Origin of the sequence: Streptomyces sp. NPDC058145, assembly GCF_042884245.1 — a bacterium.
GTDB lineage: Bacteria > Actinomycetota > Actinomycetes > Streptomycetales > Streptomycetaceae > Streptomyces.
On sequence record NZ_JBHVUH010000032.1, the window covers coordinates 1 to 22,533 of the forward strand.

A 22,533-nucleotide genomic window follows, 5' to 3' on the forward strand; every position below is an offset into this window, starting at 1 on the left:
CGTGAACGCGGCACGCAACATCCTGGCCGCCGGGCTGGCGGCGTCTGCCTGTGGAGACGGTGTAAGACCTCAACGGGAGTCCTCCCGGACGGGGCAGTCGTCGATGAAGCAGGAACCCCAGCGGGCGACCGCTGGAATCCCCCGCCTTTAGGCGGGGGAGGAAGTCAATTCGGCTCGGTGGTCGGGGGCGGTGAGCAGGTGGCGGTGGGGTCGGAAGTGGGGTGAGATGCCGCTGAACGCGGACAGGAACCGCTGGGCTCCGCCGGCGGAGCGGAAGCCCTTCATGGCACGCTCGCGCTGCCGGGTGGGCTGGTGGGAGTTCTCCGCCCGGTTGTTGAGGCCCTTGTGCGAGCGGTGTTCCACGGAGGGCATGATCTCGCGGTGGGCGGCGCCGTAGGAGCGCAGCTTGTCCGTGACGACCACCCGGGGCACCGAACGTGTCTTCTTCATCAGCCTGCGGAAGAAACGCCTGGCCGCGACCTTGTCCCGGCGGCTCTGCACGAGGATGTCGAGCACGTTCCCGTCCTGGTCGACGGCCCGCCACAGGTACTTCAATTCTCCGCTGACCTTGATGAAGACCTCGTCCAAGTGCCATTTATCCCCGGGCCGAGGTCGGCGGCAACGCAGTCCGTTGGCGTAGGCCTGTCCGAACTTCACGCACCAGCGGCGGACGGTCTCGTAGGAGACGATCACGCCCCGCTGAAACATCAGCTCCTCGACCTCGCGGAAGCTGAGCGGGAAGCGGAAGTACAGCCACACGCAGTGGGAGATGATCTCGACCGGGTACCGGTGGCCCTTCTACGACGGCGGCGCGCTGTCCACGGACGGTCCCCCTCCACCATGATCAACCCGTAGATCATCCCACCCGGTCAGTCAACGTGACAGTGCCCGCTGACAGTCAAGCCCCACGTCAACCGGGCCATGACCAAACTGGCGGCACGCGATCGGGCCAAGCTCGTGGTCATCGCCTACCAGTGCGGCCTGGCCAGTCCGGCGGCAGAACCGGAGCGCCCCCCACGCATGCAGGTGATCGCCGACACGGTACGCCCGTGCCGCCCCGGCCGTAGGCGGGTGTGCCGCATACCGCGGACGTGGTAGCCGGGAATCGCTGCAGGGGGACGACGCGCGAGGGACCGTGCCTGGGTGAAGGTGGGAGGGCGAACGGAGGTCCCCCACCATGATCGAAGACCACGCTCTGTCCCCGAGGTGCGACGAGAGGGCCGACGGCGATCTGCCCCCCGCCCCCGAAGAGCAGGGAGCCGCGGTGGTCCTGCACGAGCACGACCGGCTCGAGGCCGTGGCGCCGCACCTGTCCCTCCTCCGCTCCTCCCTGGCCTGCGACGCCGGCCGAGGCCACCGGGAGGGCCGGGACGGCCGAGCAGCCCACGGCCACGTGCCGGCCCGTCGGCGCGAGCCCTCTCCGGCGAGCGCAGCCGGTCGGCTCACACTGCCCCAGTGGGTCAGCAGGACCACCGGCATCAGATGACCGCTCCGCGGACATCGGCGGCCTGCCGACCGGCCGCACCGCGGTAGTTCAAGATCACCGACGGGCACTCGATTCCTGGTCGCCGAGGCGGCCAGGAATCATTCGTCGTGCAAGGCCGCGAGAGCCACGGGTACGGCGAGGCGCGGTCGGCGAGAGCAGACGCGCCCGGCGGTCCGGATATGAAATACCTGCGGTTTTACCCGTCAGTTCTTGCCCGCCAGTTCTCACGGGAGAGTAGCGGATCACCGCGAGAGCCGACTGAAGACGCTGGCCAATGATTACATCTTCGACAGTTGAAGCTTTTGTCGATTTCTCTCACGGTGGCGGGTGCCGGCCCCCGGACGCCCCGGACGGCCGAGAGGGACCTCTGATGGCCGGGTAGCCATTGACCTGGGAAAACCGGTCGGCGGTGGTGCGACCTACGGGTCTCGGACGCACTCGATTCCCCTCCGGGTAGCAGGAAAACCCTCTCCGATACCCTCAAACCTGCTTTCCATGACACGTGTTCCGCCACTTTCGGCGGCATCCACCCGGGAAAAGGTGCAGAGTTCGCTTCCCGCGTGCTACGTCACCCCCTCCACGCACTGTTGTGATGATCCGATAGGCGCCCCTAGGGTGACTTACGGAATTAGCCGTCCGCGGATCCGGAACCGCGGTGAGAAACGGTCAGATTCGAGCAGGTGCCTGTGCCAACGTTTCCTTCACCCGACTGACACGGCGGCGGCTGACGTCGTCGTGAACGAAAGGATGTGTGGCCATGACGTACGAGCGTCCGACCCTCAGCAAGGCCGGCGGTTTCCGCAAGACGACGGGCCTGGCCGGCGGTACCGCCAAGGACCTCCTCGGCGGTCACCAGCTCATCTGACCACGAGGCGATCGGGCCCTGCCCTCCTCCCTCCGGAGTGAGTGACCCGGGCCCGTCCAAGGCGGCGGAGGGCGGTCACCGACTGCCCTCCGCCGCTCCGCCCGGCCCGTCCTTCCCGCCGCATCCGCGCCACGCCATCGACCGGAGGTACGTGAGTCCATGAACAGCCCCGCGCTGCCCGCCGTGGTGCCCGCCTGGTTCGTGGTGCTGCCCGATACCGACGAAGCGGCAGCCGTGGCGGCCAGAGCTCTGCCGCACGCCACCGAGAGCCACCCGCACGTCTCGGGCCGGCCGTGGCTGATGGGGCGCTGGGATCCTCGGGAGCTGACGGTCGGCGAGTGCGGCGGGGTGCGCCTGGCGGTGCTGGGTGAGCACGCCGTCACCGCCGAGGAAGCGGCCCGCGCGGCGGCCGCGGCCACCGACCCGGCCTCCCTCGACCGCTACGCCCGCTCCTGGCACGGCAGTTACCACCTCCTGGCCAGTCTGCACGGCCGGGTACGTGCGCAGGGCACCGTGACCGGTGTCCGCTCGCTGTTCCATGGCGGGGCGCACCGGGCCCACCTGGCGGCCGACCGGGCCGACGTCCTGGCCGACCTGATCGGGGCATCCCTCGACGAGGGCCGGCTCGCGCTCCAGATGCTCAGTCTGGGCGTGCTCCACCCGCTGTCGGCGCGACCCGTGTGGCGCGGAGTGGAAGCCCTGCCCGGCCACGACTACCTGGTTCTGGAACGCGACGGCCGGGCACACCGGAAGCGCTGGTGGTGGCTGCCGCGTCGCGACGTGCCGTTGGCCGGGGGCGCGGCGATGCTGCGGGACGAGCTGCGCCGAGCCGTCGAGGTCCGTGTCCGGGACCGGGACGTGGTCACAGCCGATCTGGGCGGCCTGGACTCCACCGCCGTGGTGTGCACCGCGGTGGCTGCCGGCGCCAAGGTCATCGCCTACACCGCGGAGACCCACGACCAGCGCGGCGACGACGTCCACTGGGCCCGCCGCACGGTCGAGGAGTTGTCGTCGGCCGACGGCGGCGGGCGGATCGAGCACCACATCGTTCCCGCCGACGATTTCCCGCTCACCTTCGACGGCGTGGACGCGCTGACCGACGTACTGGACGCCCCGTCGCTGTACGCGGTGGACCGCAACCGGCGGATGAGCCTGCTCCACCTGGCCGCGGATCGGGGATCCACCGTCCACCTGAACGGTTTCGGCGGTGACGAGCTGCTGGCAGGCGCCTCCGCCCGCGTCCACGAGCTGCTGCTGCGCCGGCCGCGCACCGCCGTCCGCCACGCCCGCGGGTACCTGGCCAAGTACCGCTGGTCGCGGCGGCGAGCCGTACGCCAACTGCTGGACCGGCGCCCGTACGGGGCGTGGCTGGAGCAGATCGCGACCGACCTGACCGACCCGCTGCCCTCGCTGGAGGAGCCGTTGTTCCAGTGGTGCTCGCCGGCCAGGATGCCGCCGTGGGCCACCGCGGACGCCGTCGACGCGGTGCGCGCACTCATCCAGCAGGAGGCCGCCGTGGCGAGGCCACTGGGCCCCGGGCACGGAGAGCACCGCGAACTGGCCACCATGCAGGCGGTGTCACGGTTCGCCAGGCACCTCAACCAGATGACACGTCAGCGCGGCCTCCTCTTCGCCTCCCCCTTCTACGACGACCGTGTGGTGGAAGCCGGCCTGGCGGTGCGCCCGGAGGAACGGGTGACTCCGTGGCGGTACAAGCCGCTCGTGGTGGAGGCCATGCGCGGCGTCGTCCCCGAGGCCAGCCGCACCCGGGCCACCAAGGCCAACGCCACGCTGGAGGAGGAGGTCGGGCTGCGGCGGCACCGGGAAGCCCTGCTGGCGCTGTGCGAGGACTCGCGGCTGGCCGGGCTGGGCCTGATCGATGCGGACGCGTGGCGCGCCTGGTGCTCCGGTCCGGTGTCGGCGGAGCTGGAGAACGTCCTCCTCCACCCGACCGTCGGCTGCGAGGTCTGGCTGCGTACCCGGGAGACCCTGCACCGCCCTGCGGACGGCTGACGCCGACGCCGCCACGCGCCACCGTTCACGTGCCCCGGCGGCCCGGACGCGACCGCGCCGATACCGCTGCGGCACGCCCGTCAACCCCTGCCCCACCGGCAGACACCCCTCGCTACGGAGGTTGTCCGATGAAACTGGAACTGCGCGGCGGCATCCTGATGGCCGAGACCGAGTACGGCCTTGCCCTGCTGGACGAGAAGAGCGGCGAGTACTGGACCCTCAACCCCAGCGCCGCCGTGGTCCTGGAGACGATGCTGGCGGGCCGCGACGCGGAAGAGGCGGTGCACGCCCTCACCGAGCGGTACGACGTCAGCGACAGCCTCGCCCAGCAGGACGTGGACCGCATCCTCACGGAACTGCGGTCGGCCGGGCTCGTCAACGAGAACTGACGGGCGAAGCGGCCGGCGACCCAAGAAGCCGGAGCGCCCCCCTCACCACGTCCGCAGGTGCAGAGAGGAAAGCCCCATGTCGACACCCGAAGCGGTCCCCTACCGGCCTCGTTCCGTACCCCTGCCCACCCGGTTGGCGGCCCGCCTCGCCGTGGGGTGCGCCCACCTGCTGGCGACCTTGCCGCCCGCCCGGATACGCACCCTGCTGCGCCAGGTGCGCCGTGGCGCACGGCCGGCCTCGGTGGCGCAGACCGCGGCCGCCCTGGACACCGTCCTGGCCGTGAGCCTGACCGCCGGTGGCCGCAAGGGGTGCCTGCCCAGGTCGCTGGCGACCGTCCTGCTGTGCCGGATGCGCGGCCAGTGGCCCACCTGGTGCGTGGGGGTGCGCAAGCAGCCGCCGTTCGCCGCGCACGCCTGGGTGGAGGCGGATTCCCAGCCGGTCGGCGAGGACTGCCCCGCCGACTACTTCCAGCGCTTCTTCGCGGTCGACTGACCCATGGCCGGACTGCCGCCCACCACCGCACGCCCCGGCACCGCGACGACCGTCCAGACCCCCTCGGCGGACCCAGGAGGCGCGGCACGGTCCGGCGCGCCAGCCGCGGTCGCCGGAGCCGGGGGCGCCGCCTCCCGGACGCGCGCCCTCAGGGCACCGTCCGGCTACCGGGCGCTGGCGGCCTCGCTCCGGCCCCACCGTCGCACCGGCCTCGCCGGGGCGCTGCTGGGACTGGTCGGCAGTACCCTCGGCCTGGCCCAGCCACTGGCCGCCAAGCGGTTGATCGACAACCTGGGCTCGGGACGCACGGCCACCGGTCCGGTCCTGGTCCTGGCCGCGCTCCTGCTGGGGGCTGCCGCGTTCTCCGCCCTGGGCCAGTACGTCCTGCACCGCACCGCCGAGTCCGTCGTGTGTTCCGCCCGGCGGCGGATCACCGGGCGCCTGCTCCGGCTGACGGTGCCCGAACTGGACCGGCACGAACCGGGTGAGCTGATCAGCCGCGCCACCTCCGACACCATGCTGCTGCGGCAAGCCGCCACCCAGTCCGCGGCGCCCGCCGTCACCGGCGTCGTCATGCTGGTCGTGACGCTGGTGCTGATGGGCCTCGTCGACCCGGTCCTGCTCTGCGTCACGCTCACCGTCGTGGCGGTGCTGGGAACGGTCGTGGGGGTGGCGACACCGGCCATCGGGCGTGCCACCCGGCAGGCGCAGGAGTCGGTCGGCGAGATCGGCGCGGCTCTGGAGCGGACCCTCGGGGCGGTGCGCGCGGTCAAGGCTGCCGGGGCCGAGCAGCGGGAGGCGGCTGCACTGGACCGCATGGCGCAGGACGCCCGTCGCACAGGGGTACGCGCCGCCGGGTGGCAGGCCCTGTCGGCGGCCGCCTCCGCCGTCGCCGGGCAGGCGTCCTTCCTGGCGGTACTCGGCGTGGGCGGTGCCCGGGTCGCCTCCGGAGCGATCAGCGTGTCCACCCTGGTCGCCTTCCTGCTGTACCTGTTCGCGCTGGCCCCGAGGATCAGCCAGCTCGTCGACGCCGTGGGGCAGCTCCAGGTCGGCGCGGCCGCCGCGCTGCGCATCGAGGCGATCGGGCACATGGACACGGAGACGGCCGGCCCCTCCGTCCCCGGCACGCCCCCCGCAAGCGCCGCGGAGGCCGCGGACCGGTCTGCGCGGCCGGCGGCCACGGTGCGCTTCGAACAGGTGGGCTTCCGCTACCAGCCCGGGCTGCCCGCCGTCCATCGCAGCGTCTCCTTCACGGTGCCCGCCCGGCGGGTGACGGCCCTGGTGGGCCCCTCCGGCGCGGGCAAGACCACCGCCTTCTCCCTCCTCGAGCGCTTCTACGACCCGGACACCGGCCGCATTCTCCTGGACGGGCGCGACCTGCGGCAGTGGCCCCTGGCCGAACTGCGCGCGGCCATCGGTTACGTCGAGCAGGACGCGCCCGTCCTGTCCGGCACCCTGCGCCAGAACCTGACCCTGGGCGCGTCGCACACCACGGACGAGGAGCTTCGGGAGACACTGCGCCGCACCAGGCTGGACCCTGTGGTCGCCCGTCTTCCGCAGGGACTGGACACCCTGGTCGGCCACCGGGGCAGCCGGCTCTCCGGCGGCGAGCGCCAGCGCGTGGCCATCGCCCGGGCCCTGCTGCGCCGCCCTCGGCTGCTCCTTCTGGACGAGGTCACGTCGCAGCTGGACGCCGACAACGAGGCGGCACTGCGGGAGACCGTGGCGGAGGCGGCGCGGGACATCACCGTGCTGGTGGTGGCGCACCGGCTGTCCACCGTCACCACGGCCGACCGCATCGTCGTCATGGAGGCGGGCCGGGTCCGGGCCGTGGGCACCCACCCGGAACTCCTCGAGGCCGACTCCCTCTACCGCGCCCTGGCCACGACCCAGATGCTCAGCCCTAGGGCGACGCCCGCGGACGGGGATGCCTAGGGTCTGTTGCCCCGTGAGACGGGGACGCGGCCGGCGGGTGGTGGGGCTTTCAACGCCGGCGCGCTCCCGGCCACGCCGGCCGGGCCGGTGCTTACCGCGAGCGTGTTGTGCTCCAGCCAGGCCAGGGTCTCCCAGCGGGCCTGGACGAGGACCTCAAGCACGATTCTGCGCACCTCTGGGCCGCCGAGGGCACCGCTTTCCTGGGCGGAGCTGACGGCCGAGGGGAGGGGCATACCGCCGTTCGAGCCGATCACTGCGTGGGGAGGACCACGGCTGGGATTGCACCACTGGTGGTCTTGGAGCCCGCGGTGGGAGGCTGCGGCCGGCCGGGCGCTCGCCCATCTGCTGGCGGCTTCCGAGGGCCGGCCCGTGATCGTCCCGGACGGCCTGACCGAGGAAGTGTTCCAACGCGCCCTCGACGCCCTGCTGCTCACAGGTCCGGGGGCGCGACGCGCCGTCCTGGCCGGGCCGGGGCTTCCCGCCCCCGACGCAGGCGCAGACATCCTCCTCGTACCGGTCCATCCGCAGACGGGGCAGACCTGGGCCCTGCCCAACCCGGCCGCCGCGGCATACCCGGTGCCGCTACCGTTCGCGGTGACGGCCTTTAGCGGACCGTACGCCTGGCGGGAGCCAGGACCGCTCGCCGGATGATGGAAGGGGTCAGCGCGTCAGCTCGGTGGCCAGAAGGTCCATCAAGAGGCCGTCGTGCCAGGTGTCGTCCGGACCGCGCTCGTACTGCCGCATGATGCCGACCGGTCGGAAGCCGACCTTCTCGTAGCAGCGGATCGCCGCGGTATTGTCGGCCGCCGGGTCGATGACCAGCCGGTGGTAGCCGTAGGCGTCGATGAGGTGGCAGGCCAGTGTGCGTACTGCGTCGGTGCCCAGTCCGTTGCCGTGCACGGTGGGCTCGAGGAAAAGATCGATACCGGCGTGCCGGTAGTCCGGCTCTTCCTCGGAATACCACTGGATCATGCCGATGATCCGCTGCTGGTATTCAACGGTCAGGCAGTTGCAGTCGGGGTCGTCAAGGTTGGCTGCGATGTCGGTTTGTAGATCGTCTCCGCCCTTCCACCGGGCGCGAACCTCAGGAGTAGTCCGGATGGCCGCCAGGGCAGCAACGTCTTCTGTGACGGTGGGGCGGAGTACGACGAGAGCACCATGCAACACGGTCATGGCCTGGGACGTTACGCGAGGGGAGGGCTGCCCCGCGCGACGGTTTTCGGGTGACCCCGTGACGCCACTGCCCGTCAGAAGTGTGTCCGAACCAGTCCCGCTCTTCACGATGTTGGTGTGTGCAACCGAGCCTCGGACGGTGCGCACTTGAAGTCTCGTGTGCCGGCGGCTGGCCGGGACGGCGGCGGACGGCCGATCCATCACGGTGACGGCCATACACGGCTCCTGCGACGACGGCCCTCCGTCAAGGCGGTGGAGACAGACAGCAGCGTCGTGCTGTACGCCTCCACCGCCGCAACCCGAAACCAACGTGGCCAGGAGCCGGTCGACGAATACCAGCCGGTACTTCGCGCCGGCGCCTACGGCCCGCTTACTCGGCCTGGACGCGAGCTTGGCGTGGTGCCGTTCGTGCCCCAACGGACCAATCTCAGCGACAAGTTCAGCGATCACATCGGCCGACAGGCCCGTGATCCTCCGGTTGCTGATGATTGCTGCACGACTCGCGCTCCCCACCACACGACCATGATCGACGATCAGGAGCTCGACGGCTCACCGCCTATCGTGCACGAGGTCGTGCGTGGTTGGCGGTGAGACGGCGAGGGCCCCGGTGAGGCCTGGTGTTCACCTCTGCCGTGCACGGATCATGTCCTCGGCTTGCTGATGGCTCAGCAGGTCGGCGACGGCTTGAACGATATCGCTCATGTGCTCGCGGGGGCCGAGATGACGGGCCAGGGCTCGCCAGTTCTTCAGATGCGCGATGCCGTGCTCGACCCGCATGCGTCGCGAGGAGTGTGCCTTGCGCTGTCGCTCACAAATTCCCTCGTGCCAGTCCGGGGCCTTCTTCTTGAACTTGCGGTGCGGTGGCGGCACCACGCAGCTACCGGCAGTTCACCGAGACCGCGACCACCGCGCTCGACAACGAGGGCTTCGACGCCGAGCCCTTCCTGGGCGGCTGCCCGCAACAGACGGCCCGGCTGATCTTCGACGAAATCGCCGAGGCTATGCCCGGCCGACCGCGCGAAAGCGACGTCGCCAGCATCACCACAGCGGTCCGCGACTTCACCCTGCCCTACACCAGCCACCGCCGAGAGGCCGCCCGCCGCGCCCTTCATGCCCGGTAGCTGCGCAACGCCCGCGGCGCGGACCGGCTCCACCTCCGACTCACGATCGGCTGACCACCCACCCGCGCACTCACGCCCCGGGCCCCGACTCTGACCCCGCGGCAGGACTCGGGGGCCGCGTCATGCCCGGCCCGGGCAGCCCGCCGCCACACCGGACCGCCACCCGCGCGCCCTCGGGCACCCCCCGGCACCACGGCACCACGGCACGCCGAAGCGAGCACGGTTCCCCCCACCCCCGTCGTCTTCATACCCTGCGCTCCAACACGGGCCGCAACGGGCGTTTTGACCAGGCGGCCCGACCCGGGGGCGAGGCCGAGAGGTGGGTGCAGGCTCCCCCGTGCTCGCCAAGTGCGATACCGGTCTCCTGCTCCAGGGCGGGGAAGAACTGCCGTGGGGGACTGGTGGTGGCCTGCTGCCAGACGGGCGTTGGTCGGCCCTGGCAGGGGTGAGCAATGCGTATTTGTGCGCCTTGGGTCCGTGGGCCCGGGCCGGCATGGCTGCGACGACCGTGGGTCCGCTGCTGCGCAGGACGGGCGGGGAAGAGGATGGGACGCTGGATGAGGGGCCCGCGAGTGGAGGTCCGAGTACGTCTCATCCGGTCCGGGGTCATCTCCTTCGGTCTGGTGCATATGTTCTGGTGGGGCTCAATGGCGGCGACGCAGAACCGTGCGGTCAGTCGGTGAGCCGGCAGGCCGGGGGCACCGCTCACCGAGCGTCGCCAGGCGGCGTTCCCGTTGATCCGGCCGGCCGGGATCGGGACCGACGCGGAAGGCGGGTGCGTCCCATGCGCGCGTCGAACCGTGTCGCAGGTCTCCGTACCGGCCCTACCCCCACCCTCATCACGGGTGGTGTGACCAACGGGACGGCGGTGAGTGTCTCCCGGGTGGCCCCCACTGGCAGTCGATTCGAGTCGAGTTCTGTGTCCGTCTCGAGCGAGCGTTCTGGAAAGCTGGTGGTTCTCATGCGCAGTCCGACCCGTACAGCCGGTGTCCTCACGGCACTGGCCCTCACTCTCGGCGGTGCGGTCCTCGCCGCACCCGCGGTCCGGGCGGACATCCCCGCCTGCACACAGATGGCCGCACAGGCCGGTGCCACCGCCTCCGACTCCGTCACAGCGGCCTGCAGCCGTGGCGTGGTCGGAGACCTGCAGAGTTGTGTGACCGGGCTGACCGAGGCCGGAGTGGCGGGCGGCGCCGCGAACGGCGCCTGCCGGGCGGCGGCCCATGAACCGCGTTAGAGGACTCGCCTTTCCGGCCTGCCCGGACGCAACACGGCCCGGTGGGCAGCCTCGACGTCGAGGACATCGACGTCACCCCCGCTCCGTCGTTTTGAGACGTGTCATGCCGGACGCCTGACGAAGGCATGTGGGAGAAAAAGGAAGTCATGTACACGCGAAGGGCCTCGCCCCGGCCGCGGCGACCCTTGCCGGCATGAGCGCCGTCGGCGCTGTCAGTGCCGAGGCCGCCTCGTCTTTGAACATCATCAGAGACGACTGCACGGCCGCCGGCGGACAGATCACATCGCGCCCCTATGCCGGCTACTACTGCACACTGCCTGACGGGACCACGCAGCCCATCACTTGAACGGTGGGCGCACGGATGCGCAACCAGTCCGGCCGGTGCGCTCGGCGCGGTACGTACGGGGGTGACGGCGCCCGGCCCACCGTCGGCTCGCCCACGCCCGTCTCGACGCCATGGCACCGACGACAGTGGCCGCCGACCGCCTCGAAGCCGAGCCCGTCACCGCTTCGAGGCGGTCCGCTATGCCCTGGGCGCTGTGAGGCGTCACTGTGCAACGACGTGACGACCCTCCGGCGCGGGCGATGATCGCGCCGCTGTGCGCATCGAGGTGGCCTTCGCCGATGCCCTGACCCATCCCTCTACGAGAGGGCGCCGTAACAGCACGACCAAGGAGCCGACCGGCACGGTGCACCGCCGGTCGGCTCCGCCATGCTCTCGACGGCCCCGCGGCGGACTCCGCCGTTCGGCCCATCAAGGGCACCGGCCACAACGCCGAAAGGATCAAGCGGAGTCGCCCCGCCCCCGCCGGTCCAGTACACCTCCGCGCCCCAGGCCGCCTCGACGACGGCGGTCCCGTATTCCGGCCGACAGGCCCGGAGGAGTTCCCGCATGCGCGTCTTCCTGCCTCTGACCGCCATCACCACCGCCGCACTCCTGCTCCTCACGGTCACCGGCGCGAATCCCGCCGCAGCGGACCGGAACCCCGACGGCACACCACTGATCAAGGTGTCCCAGGGTGACCCGTACACGGGCTGCACCATCGGCGCGAGGTCTCCTGACAGCATCGTCTACCCGGGCACCGAGGTCGAACCGTACCTGTCCGTCGATCCACGCGCCCCCAAGCGCGTGGTCACCGTGTTCCAACAGGACCGCTGGAACGACGGCGGCGCCCGTGGCCTGGCGGCCGGTTGGACCACGGACGGCCACACCTTCCACCGGAGCACGCTGCCGTTCAGCCTGTGCGCCCCCGGCGGCGCGGACTTCGAACGGGCCTCCGACCCCTGGGTGAGCACCGGACCGGACGGTACCGTCTACGCCGGCGGAGAGGGCGTCGACTTCACGAGGAGCACACGCAGCGCCCTCCTGGCCGCCACGTCCCGCGACGGCGGCCGCACCTGGCAGAACCTCACCACCACGCACGTGGACGAGCAGCCGTTCTTCAACGACAAGCCCTCGCTCACCGCCGACCCGGTCCACGAGGGCACCGCCTACCAGGTCTGGAACCGCCTCGACAACGACCCGCCCGGCCCCAGCTCCCTCGACGGTCCGGGCTACATCTCGCTCACCCGCGACGGCGGCCGAACCTGGAGCAGGGGCCGCCCTTTCGTCGACACCAGCACCGTGCCCAACACCCAGACCATCGGCCATGTAATCGTCGCCGACCGGCGCACCGGCACCCTGTACGACTTCTTCGACCGGATCACCTACTCCCACGACCTGAGCACCGTCATCGAAGCCCACTACGCGATGGTCACTTCGACCGACGCCGGAAAGACTTGGAGCGCCCCGGCGACCGTGGCCCGGGACACCTCTGTACCGGAGGTCGACCCGAACGACCCCACCAAACCGCTGCGCGCCGCTGCCACCCTGCCCAGTCCGGCCGTCGACCCCAAGACCGGCACGTTGTACATGGCCTACGAGGGCTCGGACTTCTCCGGCGGCAGGTTCGACTCGGCCCAGCTCGTGCGCTCCACCGATGGCGGACGCACCTGGGGGACCCCTGAACTGATCAGCCCGGAAGGCGTGCCGGCCTTCTCACCGTCGATCGCGGTCGACGAGCGCGGCACGGTCGCGCTCACCTACTACGACCTGCGCTTCCTCAAGCCGGGCGACACCACCACCCTGCCCACCGCCCACCAGTTGGCCGTACTGCCGCACGGAGACCCGAAGCGCCGGACCGAACGACGGATCTCGCGGGTCTTCGACTGGCTGCAGGCGCCGTTCGCCGGGGGCTACTTCCTCGGCGACTACCAAGGCCTGGTGACAGACGGCAGGGGAGTACGGGCGGTGCTCACCGAGACCCATTCCGGCTCACCACTGAACCGTACGGACGTGTACACCGGCCGTCTCCGCATCCGGTGACCGACTCCAGGGCCTGTCCGACGGGCCGCGTCACCGACCCCGCACCCGACAGCACTGTCACCCGAATGGCCCAACATGACGTGCCACCCACATGGGTGAAGATCAAACTGACTAGTGCCCCAACCGAGGCAATCCGTGAAAGGCGAACCAAATGCCCATTCGACGAATCCTCGCCACCGTCATCGCCACGGCAGCCCTCGCCGGACTCGGCCTCACAGGCGCCGCCACCGCCACCGCCGTCACCGCACAGGGTGCCCCATCCGTCGTCAGCCCTTCTGATTGCAGGCAGGGCGGCGGAATGCCCGATCTGGTGGACAACCTCTGCAAGGGCGGTACGCACGACGGGGAGCAGGTCGACTGAACCCCACAAGGCGCCCCGCAGCCACGCGCCGCGGGGCGCTCCCGCGCGAGCGTAGCCGGGAGAGTCGCAGGGACTGTGCCGACCCGTCGGGCACGCTAGGTCCTGTCAGATGGGTCGTGGGTCGTGTGACACGCCGCCTGGGAACTCGTCCGTAGGACATGGGGCGGGGGGATCTCTCGGTTGACTTCCTCCCCCGCCTAAAGGCGGGGGATTCCAGCGGTCGCCCGCTGGGGTTCCTGCTTCATCGACGACCGCCCCGTCCGGGAGGACTCCCGTTGAGGTCTTACACCGTCTCCACAGGCAGACGCCGCCAGCCCGGCGGCCAGGATGTTGCGTGCCGCGTTCACGTCGCGGTCATGCACGGCGCCACAGTCGCACGTCCACTCGCGGACGTTTAGCGGCAGCTTCTCGCGGACCGTGCCGCAGACCCCGCACAGCTTCGAACTGGGGAAGAAGCGGTCGATCACGACGAGTTCGCGCCCGTACCAGGCGCACTTGTACTCCAGCATGGAGCGCAGTTCCGTCCACGACGCGTCGGAGATGGCTCGCGCGAGCGAGTGGTTCTTCAGCAGGTTGCGGACGGTGAGGTCCTCGATCACGACCGTTTGGTTCTCACGGACGAGCCGAGTGGACAGCTTGTGCAGGAAGTCGCGGCGCCGGTCGGCGATCCGCGCGTGGATGCGAGCGACCTTAACCCGGGCCTTCTCGCGGTTGGCCGAGCCCTTCGCCTTCCGCGACAGCTCGCGCTGTGCGCGGGCGAGGCGGGCGCGGTCGCGGCGTTCGTGCTTCGGGTTGGTGACCTTCTCCCCGGTGGACAGCGTCACCAGGGACGTGATCCCGGCGTCGATGCCCACGGCCGCCGTGGTGGCGGGGGCCGGGGTGATGGTGTCCTCGCACAGCAGGGACACGAACCAACGCCCGGCCGCGTCGCGGGACACGGTCACGGTCGTCGGCTCCACGCCTTCGGGCAGGGGACGCGACCAGCGGATGTCCAGTGGCTGGGCCATCTTCGCCAGCGTCAGCTTCCCGTCACGCCACTTGAAGGCGCTGCGGGTGTACTCGGCCGACGCTCGGGACTTCTTCCGGCTCTTGTAGCGCGGGTACTTCGCTCGCTTGGTAAAGAAGTTCCCGAACGCGGTCTGAAGGTGGCGCAGCGCCTGTTGGAGCGGGACGGAGGACACCTCCGCCAGGAAGGCCAGTTTCTCGGTCTTCTTCCACTGCGTCAGTGCCGCCGACGACTGCACGTAGGAGAGGCGGCGCTGCTCGCCGTACCAGACGCGAGTGCGCTCCTCCAACGCCTTGTTGTACACGAGGCGGACGCAGCCGAACGTGCGGGACAGCTCAGCTGCCTGCTCGTCCGTGGGGTAAAAGCGGTACTTGAACGCCCGCTTGACCTGCTGCGCCATACCTCACACTCTATCAGTTCCCGTGTGAGCGGCGGTTCGGCCGGTGGCCATAGACGGCGAATCGCCCTGGCGGCGATTCGCCTTTCCCTGCCCCGCTACGCGAGAGCTTCGTTTCCTCCCCGGCCTGAAAGCCGGGGTATCCACGAAGGAGACCCGATGACCGCCCTGCTGCCCGAGAAGGCATCCGACAAGGCATACGCGAAGGCTTCCGTCGACGAGCGGCTGGCCGCGGACTTCTACGACTACGAGGCGTTGCTGCCACCGCACGAGCGCGAACTGCTGCTGAGGGCCCGGTCGTTCATGCGCACCGAGGTCAAGCCGCTGGTCAACGAGTACTGGGCGAAGGGGGAGTTCCCCCGCGAGCTCATCGGCAGGTTCCGCGAACTGGGGCTCGCCGGCGTCCCCTATGAGGGGTACGGCGACCCCTTGCCTGCCGGAAGCAACCTGCTGGTCGGCATGCTCTCGATGGAGTACACCCGCACCGACGCCTCCAGCGCCACCTTCTTCGGGGTGCACAGCGGCCTGGCGATGTACAGCATCTACCGCGGTGGTGACCAGGAACAGCGGGACCGCTGGCTGCCCTCTATGGCCGCGCTGGAGACCATCGGCGCCTTCGCGATGACCGAGCCGCTCGGCGGCTCCGACGTGGCCGGGGGCATGCGCACCACCGCCCGCCGGGACGGCGAGAACTGGGTGCTCAACGGCGCCAAGCGGTGGATCGGCAACGCCACCTTCGCCGACTTGGTGGTGGTCTGGGCCCGCGACGAGGCGGACGACAAGGTCAAGGGCTTCGTGGTGGAGAAGGGCACCCCGGGCTTCTCCCCGGTGAAGATCGAGAACAAGATCGCGTTCAGGATCGTGGAGAACGCCGAGATCACCCTGACCGACGTCAAGGTGCCCGAAGCCAACCGGCTGCAGCGGATCGACTCCTTCCGTGACGTGGCGGAGATCCTCCGCGCCACCCGCAGCGGGGTCGCCTGGCAGGCTCTCGGCATGATGATCGGGGCCTACGAGCTGGCGCTCGACTACGCCAAGGAGCGCAGGCAGTTCGGCCGCCCGATCGCACGGTTCCAGATGGTGCAGGACCTGCTGGTCAAGAGCCTCGGCAACATCACCGCCTGCTGGGGCATGCTGGTCCGGCTCGCACGGCTGCAGGACGCCGGCGTCTTCCGTGACGAGCACTCCTCGCTGGCGAAGGCGTACGTCACCTCGCGGATGCGCGAGGTGGTCGCGTGGTGCCGGGAGATCTTCGGCGGCAACGGCATCGTGCTCGACTACGACATCGCCCGGTTCTTCGCCGACGCCGAAGCGATCTACTCGTTCGAAGGCACCCGCGAGATGAACACCCTCATCGTCGGCAAGGCGGTCACCGGCGAGAGCGCCTTCGTCTGACCCAGGATCCCCACCACCCCGCGCCGGCCCCGAGTGAAGCGTGCCTCGGGGCCGGCGCGGACCAGTGCGGGCGTGCCGCCCCGGCTTCGTGCGCCGCGCACAAGTCCGGCCGCGAGCGTCGTCGTCCGCGCCCATGGGCCGCGAGCCCCGCCGATTCGTACCGTCTCTCCTCATGTACCGGACATCCGTCCCGCGTCGGTACGGGCACCCCGCCCGTCCGACGTCCGTCGACGTACTACGAGGAGCCGACATGCACATCGCGGAACTGCCGGATCTGCGGGCCCGACGGGACCCGGACGGTCCCTGCACAGCAGACGAGACGTCAGCGCTGGACAACGCGGCGTTCGCCCGCCGGGTCCGCCGGGCCGCAGCGGTCCTGCGGGCGCGGGGGATCGGGCGCGGGGACGTGGTGGCACTGCTGCTGCCCAACACGGCGGACTTCGTCGTCGCGCTCTTCGCCGCCTGGCGACTCGGCGCGGCGGTGACCCCGGTCAACCCGGCGCTCACCGAGGACGAGGTGCGGTACCAGCTCGGCGACGCGGGTGCCACGGTGGTCGTCACCGCGGAGCCGTCGCCCCTCGCCGGGACGCTCACGGTGGCCGGACTGGGCGCCGCGGTCGAAGACACGGCCGCACCCGAGACGGATGCGGACGCGCTCGCCCTGCTGATCTACACCAGTGGCAGCACCGGGCGCCCCAAGGGTGTCATGCTCGAACACGCCAACCTCGCAGCCATGGCGGGCATGATGATCGAGGCCGCCCGGCTCTCCGAGGCCGACCACAGCCTGCTGATCCTGCCGCTCTTCCACGTCAACGGGATCGTGGTCGGCGTGCTGTCCCCGCTGCTGGCCGGCGGGCGGGTCACGGTGGCCGGGCGGTTCCGGGCCGAGACCTTCTTCGACCTGGTCGCCGCCGCGCGCCCGACCTGCTTCTCCGCGGTACCGGCGATCTACTCGATGCTCGCCGAACTGCCGGACCACGTACGGCCGGACACCTCGTCGGTGCGGTTCGCCGCCTGCGGGGCGGCCCCGATGCCGCCCGCACTCATCGAGCGGTTCGAGCGCCGCTACGACATCCCGATCCTGGAGGGCTACGGCCTCTCCGAGGGCACCTGCGCCTCCACCAGCAACCCGCTGGACGGCCCGCGCAGGCCCGGCACGGTCGGACGGCCGTTGCCCGGCCAGCAGGTCGCCGTGATGGACCCGCAGGGTCGGATCGTCCCGGCGGGGGAGACCGGTGAAGTGGTCGTCCGCGGACCCAACGTGATGCGCGGCTACCTGGGCCGCCCGAAGGAGACCGCCCGCGCCGTGGTCGACGGCTGGCTGCACACCGGCGATGTCGGCCGCTTCGACGAGGACGGCTATCTGGTGCTGGTCGACCGCATCAAGGACATGATCATCCGCGGCGGCGAGAACATCTGTCCCAAGGAGGTCGAGACCGTCCTCGGCGACCATCCCGATGTGCTCGAAGCCGCCGTGGTGGGCGCCGCCGACCCGCGGCTCGGCGAAGTACCGGTGGCGTTCGTGGCGCTGCGTCCGGGCGCGGCCACCGACGCGGGCGGACTGCTCGACCACTGCCGGGCCCGGCTGGCCGGGTTCAAGGTGCCCACCGAGATCACATTCGTCGACCGGCTGCCCAGGAATCCCGTCGGCAAGACGGACAAGCCCGCGCTGCGGGCCAGGGCCACCGCCGTCGCCGTGGCCGGCTGAGCAGGGGCGGGAAAGCGGTCATGGGATTTCTCGCACCGAACACGGTGGACGTCGACCTGCAGCAGTGGCGCAGCCGCCCCTACCAGCAACGCATCAGGCCGCTGGCCGAGCACTGGACCCTGCACGGCTTCGGCACCCCCGGCATCGTGCACCTGCTGTACCTGGTGAAGATCACCGCGTACGCCCTCGGCGGCATCGCGGTCGTCTCGGCGGCGCCCGGGGTCGGAGATATCGCGCACTTCGGTTCCTGGTGGGCGGAACCGATCGTCTATCAGAAACTCGTCGTCTGGACGCTGCTGTGGGAAGTGCTGGGCCTCGGCTGCGGCTCGGGCCCGCTCAGCTCCCACTTCCTGCCGCCGGTGGGCGCCTTTCTGCACTGGCTGCGCCCCGGCACGGTACGGCTGCCCCCCTGGCCCGGCCGGATTCCGTTCACCGCGGGAACCCGGCGCAAGGTGGCCGATGTGGCCCTGTACGCGGCGCTGCTGGGGGCGGCGGTGTGGCTGCTGTGCTCACCGGGCGTGGGAGGCGGCCCGGGGGCGTCCGGCGTGCTGGCTCCCTGGCGCGTCGCCGTCCTCGCCGCGCTGCTCGCGCTGCTCGGGCTGCGCGACAAGACCGTCTTCCTCGCCGCCCGTGCGGAGCACTACGGTCTGACGCTGGTGGTCTTCCTCTTCCCGGTGAGCGACATGACCGCCGCGCTGAAACTGGTCATGCTCGCCCTGTGGTGGGGCGCCGCCTCCTCCAAGCTCAATCGCCACTTCCCGTTCGTGGTGGCGGTGATGGTGAGCAACAGCCCGCTGCGCCCGGCCTGGTTCAAACGCCGGCTGTACCGCCACTACCCCGACGATCTCAGGCCGTCGGCTCTCGCCGCCGCGGCCGCGCACGGCGGTACGGTCATCGAGTACGCGGTGCCGCTGGTCCTGGCGCTCTCGCACGGCGGTACCGTCACCACGGTCGCTCTGGCCGTGATGGTCGTCTTCCATCTGCACATCATGTCGACCTTCCCGATGGGCGTACCGCTGGAGTGGAACGTCTTCTTCATCTACTCGGCGCTCGTCCTATTCGGCCACGACGCGGCGGTAGGCGCCTTCGCCCTGCACTCCCCGCTGCTGGCCGCGGTGCTGGTGCTGAGCCTGGCCGTGGTCCCGCTGCTCGGGCACGCCCGCCCCGACCTGGTGTCGTTCCTTCCCTCGATGCGCTACTACGCCGGCAACTGGGCCACCAGCCTGTGGTGCTTCCGCAAGGGCACCGAGCAGCGACTCAACGAGCACATCGTGAAGGCGTCCGGTCTGCCCGTGGACCAGCTCACCCGCCTGTACGGAGCCGAGGCCGCCGAGCTGGTGCTGCACCAGGGGCTGGCCTGGCGGGCGATGCACAGCCACGGCCGCGCGCTGGCCGGGCTGCTGCCGCGGGCCGTGGCCGGCGTGGAGTCCTACGATGTGCGGGAGGGCGAGACCGTTGCGGGAGCGGTCCTCGGCTGGAACTTCGGCGACGGCCACCTGCACAACGAGCAGCTTGTCGCCGCTGTACAGCAGCGGTGCGGTTTCGCGCCGGGCGACCTGCGCGTCGTCGTGCTGGAGTCCCAGCCGACCCACCGGCAGCGCCAGCACTACCGCATCGTGGACGCGGCGAGCGGCCTGATCGAGGAGGGACATGTGAACGTGGGGGAGATGGTGACCCGGCAGCCCTGGCTCGACGACGAGACGCCCGCGATCCCCGTCGAGCCCGTCGCGCGCCCGCGACCGGCGACCGAGGTGGCGGCCGCACATGAGTGACGCGATCGTGGTGGGGGCCGGCCCGAACGGGCTGGCCGCCGCCGTCGCCCTGGCCCAGCGGGGGCTCAAGGTGACCGTCCTGGAGGCCGCCGACGAGATCGGCGGCGGCACCCGAAGCAGCGAACTGACCCTCCCCGGCCTTCTGCACGACCACTGCTCCGCGGTCCACCCGCTGGGCGTCGGCTCGCCGTTCCTGCGTACCCTCGGCCTGGAGCGCTACGGCGTCGACTGGGCGTGGCCCGAGGTCGATCTGGCCCACCCGCTGGACGGCGGGCGGGCCGGCGTGCTGCTCCGCTCCATGGAGCGGACCGTGCGCGGGCTCGGCGTGGACGGCCCCGCCTGGGCGCGTCTGTTCGCCCCACTGGCCGACGACTTCGACGCGCTCACCGAGGATGTGCTGCGCCCGGTGCCTCATCTGCCCGCCCACCCGGTGGCGCTGGCCCGTTTCGGGCTCAGGGCACTCCAACCGGCCACGGCGGTGGCCCGGCGCTGGCGCACCGACGAAGCCAGGGCGCTGTTCGCGGGGGCGGCGGCACATCTGATGTATTCGCTGACCGGGCCGACCAGCTCCGCAGTCGGACTGATGCTCGTCGGCGCCGCCCACCGCTTCGGCTGGCCGGTCGCCCGCGGCGGGTCCCAGACCATCACCGATGCGCTGGCCGCACTGCTCGCCCAACTCGGCGGGACCATCGAGACGGGGGTGCGGGTGGACTCCCTGGCCGGACTGGCCCCCGCCCGGATCGTCATGCTCGACACCACGCCCGCAGCCGCGGTACGCATCTGCGGCGACCGGCTGCCCGGCCGGGTGCGCCGGGCCTACCGCGGCTGGCGGCACGGCCCGGCGGCATTCAAGGTCGACCTCGCCGTCCAGGACGGCATCCCGTGGACCCATGAGGCATGCCGCCGCGCGGGCACCGTGCATCTGGGCGGCGCCCTGGAGGAGGTCGTCCGTACGGAGGCGCAGACCGCCGCCGGGCGGATGCCCGAGCGCCCGTTCGTCCTGGTCGGTCAGCAGTACCTCGCCGACCCCGGCCGCTCCCGCGGCGACATCCACCCCATCTGGGCGTACGCCCACGTCCCGCACGGCCACCCGGGCGACGCCACCGAGGCGGTGCTGCGCCAGATCGAGCGGTTCGCGCCGGGGGCCCGGGAGCGGATCGTGGGACTCTCGGCGCGCTCGGCCACCGAACTGGCCGGCTACAACGCGAACTTCGTCGGTGGCGACATCGTCGCCGGTGCCAACACCGCACGGCAGGTCGCGCTGCGCCCCCGGGCGGCCCTCGACCCTTACAGCACCGGCGTCCCCGGCGTCTACCTGTGCTCGGCGGCCACCCCACCCGGCGCCGGTGTGCACGGCATGTGCGGGGCGAACGCCGCCCGCTCCGCACTGCGGTACCTGGACCGGTGAGCGGTCCCGTGCAGCGGCCGGAGGGGGCACCGGATCCGGTCGTTCTCGCGGCCCAGGTGATACAGGCCAACCGGGACGACGTCATCGCCAGGCTGGTCGCCACCACCGAGGCGGAGATCGCCCAACTGGAACACGACGAGCCGCTGCACGGGCTCCTGGAAGCCAGCATCACCGAGAACATCGTCACCGCCCTGCACGTCATCATCAACCGCATCGACCCGCGGACCGTGGACGCGCCGGCCTCAGCCGTCTCCTACGCCCGCAGGCTCGCCCAGCGCGATGTTCCGCTCTCGGCCTTGCTGCGCGCCTACCGGCTCGGCCATGCCCAGAGCCTGGACCTGGTCCTCGCCGAGGCAGTCCGACTGGGGCTGCCGGACCCGGCCGGCACCGTCATCACCCTGGTCGGCCTCAGCTCCGCCTATGTGGACCGGGTCTGCGACCAGATCGGCTGTGTCTACGAGGAGGAGCGTGAACGCTGGGTGGGCACCCGCGGCATGCTGCGCCAGTACTGGGTCAACCAGCTCCTCGACAACCCCCGCGTCGATCTGCGGCAGGCCGAGGCCGCCCTCGACTACCGGTTGTCCGGCAACCACATGGCCGTCGAAGGCTGGCTCCACGGCACCACGGGGACCACCGGCACCACCGCCGTCTTCGACCGGCTGGCTTCGCTGTTGTCCACCGTCCTGCATGCCCATGGCCGCCCCCTGCTGGTCCACACCGACGAGGCCGACGCCCGGATCTGGCTTGCCGTCAGGCCCGACTGCCCGGTGGACCCCGACACCGTCGCCGCCGAACTGGCCGACGCCGCGCTGCCGGTGCGTGTCGCCCTCGGCATCGTCCGCCCGGGCCTCGACGGTTTCCGCCGCAGCACCCGCGCCGCTGCCCGCGCCAAGGTCCTCGCCCTCTCGGCGGCGGCCGGCACCCCCGCAGTGGTGGCCTTCACCCGCGTCGCCCCCGTCGCTCTCCTGGTCGAGGAGCCCCGCGAACTGGCCGACTTCGTCTTCGACACCCTCGGCGAGCTCGCCGTGGACGACCGCCGCCGCGAACTCCTCCGCGAGACGCTCCGCGTCTTCCTCGCCACCAATCGCAGCTACGCCGCCACCGCGGACCAGCTGATGGTGCACCGCAACACCGTCCACTACCGCGTCCAGCGCGCCGTCGACCACTACCACCTTGACCTCGACGCCAACGCCTTCGACCTCCACTTCGCTCTCACGATCTGCCGCTGGCACGGGTCGAAGGTCCTGCGCCGCGAGTGAAGATGACGGGGGCCCCGAACACGGCTATCCCCCGGACACCTGGCCGACGGCCACGTGCCCCTTCAGCGCTCCAGTACGAGCAGTTGTGCCTCCTCCGGTGACCACCCGACCGCCACCTCGGCAATCTGCTCGGCCTCACCTTCGTGATGT

The 22,533-nt window shown here is 71.1% G+C and carries 22 protein-coding genes and 3 pseudogenes; 20 read left to right on the top strand and 5 right to left on the bottom strand.

The genetic code is table 11. The features are described from left to right. Nucleotides 1-151, top strand: a pseudogene (locus tag ACFVVO_RS37575) (RNA-guided endonuclease TnpB family protein); the annotation flags it as partial. Here the strand turns inward: ACFVVO_RS37575 and ACFVVO_RS37580 are convergent. Continuing rightward, a pseudogene (locus ACFVVO_RS37580) lies at nucleotides 148-798 on the bottom strand (IS6 family transposase); the annotation flags it as partial. The pseudogenes ACFVVO_RS37575 and ACFVVO_RS37580 sit on opposite strands and share 4 nt — an antisense overlap. A 90-nt stretch (nucleotides 799-888) precedes the next feature. On the opposite strand from ACFVVO_RS37580, the pseudogene ACFVVO_RS37585 reads away from it, so the two are divergent. The 7 genes and pseudogenes from ACFVVO_RS37585 to ACFVVO_RS37615 form a co-directional block, all read left to right on the top strand. Next, nucleotides 889-1,098 (top strand): annotated as a pseudogene (locus ACFVVO_RS37585) (hypothetical protein); the annotation flags it as partial. A 79-nt stretch (nucleotides 1,099-1,177) separates the two neighbouring features. After that, complete coding sequence (locus tag ACFVVO_RS37590; RefSeq protein ID WP_390061235.1) at nucleotides 1,178-1,486, top strand: hypothetical protein; 309 nt, start codon at nucleotides 1,178-1,180, stop codon at nucleotides 1,484-1,486. Between the two features lie 757 nt (nucleotides 1,487-2,243). Beyond that, entirely contained in the window at nucleotides 2,244-2,351 is a 108-nt protein-coding gene (locus ACFVVO_RS37595) for a keywimysin-related RiPP (protein WP_358938496.1), read from the top strand. Nucleotides 2,352-2,510: 159 nt separating this feature from the next. Next, nucleotides 2,511-4,364, top strand: coding sequence for an asparagine synthase-related protein (locus ACFVVO_RS37600; RefSeq protein WP_390061237.1), 1,854 nt, complete (start codon nucleotides 2,511-2,513; stop codon nucleotides 4,362-4,364). A gap of 128 nt (nucleotides 4,365-4,492) precedes the next feature. After that, nucleotides 4,493-4,753, top strand: coding sequence for a lasso peptide biosynthesis PqqD family chaperone (locus ACFVVO_RS37605; RefSeq protein ID WP_390061238.1), 261 nt, complete (start codon nucleotides 4,493-4,495; stop codon nucleotides 4,751-4,753). A gap of 76 nt (nucleotides 4,754-4,829) precedes the next feature. Further along, nucleotides 4,830-5,246, top strand: coding sequence for a lasso peptide biosynthesis B2 protein (locus ACFVVO_RS37610; RefSeq protein WP_365262403.1), 417 nt, complete (start codon nucleotides 4,830-4,832; stop codon nucleotides 5,244-5,246). Between the two features lie 3 nt (nucleotides 5,247-5,249). Then, a complete protein-coding gene (locus ACFVVO_RS37615) occupies nucleotides 5,250-7,181 on the top strand; it encodes an ABC transporter ATP-binding protein (protein ID WP_390061241.1) in 1,932 nt (643 codons plus the stop codon). Here ACFVVO_RS37615 and ACFVVO_RS37620 read toward each other — a convergent pair. Then, a complete protein-coding gene (locus ACFVVO_RS37620; RefSeq protein ID WP_390061243.1) occupies nucleotides 7,178-7,342 on the bottom strand; it encodes a hypothetical protein in 165 nt (54 codons plus the stop codon). The two genes, ACFVVO_RS37615 and ACFVVO_RS37620, sit on opposite strands and share 4 nt — an antisense overlap. Before the next feature lie 118 nt (nucleotides 7,343-7,460). Here ACFVVO_RS37620 and ACFVVO_RS37625 point away from each other — a divergent pair, with 118 nt between their 5' ends. After that, nucleotides 7,461-7,832 carry a hypothetical protein gene (locus ACFVVO_RS37625; protein WP_390061245.1) on the top strand — a complete coding sequence of 124 codons (372 nt, stop codon included), beginning with the start codon at nucleotides 7,461-7,463 and terminating at the stop codon, nucleotides 7,830-7,832. A gap of 9 nt (nucleotides 7,833-7,841) precedes the next feature. On the opposite strand, the gene ACFVVO_RS37630 is transcribed toward ACFVVO_RS37625, so the two are convergent. After that, the gene (locus tag ACFVVO_RS37630; protein ID WP_390061246.1) at nucleotides 7,842-8,354 is read right to left on the bottom strand and encodes a GNAT family N-acetyltransferase; all 513 of its coding nucleotides are present in this window, start codon (nucleotides 8,352-8,354) and stop codon (nucleotides 7,842-7,844) included. Between the two features lie 252 nt (nucleotides 8,355-8,606). On the opposite strand from ACFVVO_RS37630, the gene ACFVVO_RS37635 reads away from it, so the two are divergent. Beyond that, nucleotides 8,607-8,945, top strand: coding sequence for a hypothetical protein (locus ACFVVO_RS37635; RefSeq protein WP_390061248.1), 339 nt, complete (start codon nucleotides 8,607-8,609; stop codon nucleotides 8,943-8,945). Nucleotides 8,946-8,975: 30 nt separating this feature from the next. On the opposite strand, the gene ACFVVO_RS37640 is transcribed toward ACFVVO_RS37635, so the two are convergent. Then, nucleotides 8,976-9,131: a hypothetical protein gene (locus ACFVVO_RS37640; RefSeq protein WP_390061250.1), complete on the bottom strand. Its 156-nt coding sequence runs from the start codon at nucleotides 9,129-9,131 to the stop codon at nucleotides 8,976-8,978. Between the two features lie 83 nt (nucleotides 9,132-9,214). Between ACFVVO_RS37640 and ACFVVO_RS37645 the strand changes: the two genes are divergently transcribed. From ACFVVO_RS37645 to ACFVVO_RS37665, 5 genes are all read left to right on the top strand, one after another. Next, nucleotides 9,215-9,475: a hypothetical protein gene (locus ACFVVO_RS37645; RefSeq protein ID WP_390061251.1), complete on the top strand. Its 261-nt coding sequence runs from the start codon at nucleotides 9,215-9,217 to the stop codon at nucleotides 9,473-9,475. Between the two features lie 961 nt (nucleotides 9,476-10,436). Further along, nucleotides 10,437-10,712, top strand: a complete 276-nt coding sequence (locus ACFVVO_RS37650; RefSeq protein ID WP_365125705.1) for a hypothetical protein — start codon at nucleotides 10,437-10,439, stop codon at nucleotides 10,710-10,712. A gap of 193 nt (nucleotides 10,713-10,905) precedes the next feature. Next, nucleotides 10,906-11,058 carry a hypothetical protein gene (locus tag ACFVVO_RS37655; RefSeq protein WP_390061253.1) on the top strand — a complete coding sequence of 51 codons (153 nt, stop codon included), beginning with the start codon at nucleotides 10,906-10,908 and terminating at the stop codon, nucleotides 11,056-11,058. 546 nt (nucleotides 11,059-11,604) lie between these two features. Then, a complete protein-coding gene (locus ACFVVO_RS37660; RefSeq protein WP_390061255.1) occupies nucleotides 11,605-13,077 on the top strand; it encodes a sialidase family protein in 1,473 nt (490 codons plus the stop codon). Nucleotides 13,078-13,228: 151 nt separating this feature from the next. Beyond that, nucleotides 13,229-13,438, top strand: coding sequence for a hypothetical protein (locus ACFVVO_RS37665; protein ID WP_390061257.1), 210 nt, complete (start codon nucleotides 13,229-13,231; stop codon nucleotides 13,436-13,438). 197 nt (nucleotides 13,439-13,635) lie between these two features. Here the strand turns inward: ACFVVO_RS37665 and ACFVVO_RS37670 are convergent, their stop codons facing one another. Beyond that, a complete protein-coding gene (locus ACFVVO_RS37670; protein WP_390061259.1) occupies nucleotides 13,636-14,844 on the bottom strand; it encodes an RNA-guided endonuclease InsQ/TnpB family protein in 1,209 nt (402 codons plus the stop codon). 156 nt (nucleotides 14,845-15,000) lie between these two features. Here ACFVVO_RS37670 and ACFVVO_RS37675 point away from each other — a divergent pair, with 156 nt between their 5' ends. The 5 genes from ACFVVO_RS37675 (at nucleotide 15,001) to ACFVVO_RS37695 (ending at nucleotide 22,383) form a co-directional block, all read left to right on the top strand. Further along, complete coding sequence (locus tag ACFVVO_RS37675) at nucleotides 15,001-16,236, top strand: acyl-CoA dehydrogenase family protein (protein WP_390061261.1); 1,236 nt, start codon at nucleotides 15,001-15,003, stop codon at nucleotides 16,234-16,236. A gap of 250 nt (nucleotides 16,237-16,486) precedes the next feature. Then, on the top strand, nucleotides 16,487-17,944 hold the full coding sequence (locus ACFVVO_RS37680) for a class I adenylate-forming enzyme family protein (RefSeq protein ID WP_390061263.1): 1,458 nt from the start codon (nucleotides 16,487-16,489) through the stop codon (nucleotides 17,942-17,944). Between the two features lie 20 nt (nucleotides 17,945-17,964). Continuing rightward, nucleotides 17,965-19,716, top strand: coding sequence for a DUF3556 domain-containing protein (locus ACFVVO_RS37685; RefSeq protein WP_390061265.1), 1,752 nt, complete (start codon nucleotides 17,965-17,967; stop codon nucleotides 19,714-19,716). Beyond that, complete coding sequence (locus ACFVVO_RS37690; RefSeq protein ID WP_390061266.1) at nucleotides 19,709-21,124, top strand: phytoene desaturase family protein; 1,416 nt, start codon at nucleotides 19,709-19,711, stop codon at nucleotides 21,122-21,124. Before ACFVVO_RS37685 ends, ACFVVO_RS37690 begins: the two co-directional genes overlap by 8 nt. After that, nucleotides 21,121-22,383, top strand: coding sequence for a PucR family transcriptional regulator (locus ACFVVO_RS37695; RefSeq protein ID WP_390061268.1), 1,263 nt, complete (start codon nucleotides 21,121-21,123; stop codon nucleotides 22,381-22,383). The genes ACFVVO_RS37690 and ACFVVO_RS37695 overlap by 4 nt, the downstream gene beginning before the upstream one ends. The last annotated feature ends 150 nt before the right edge of the window (nucleotides 22,384-22,533 follow it).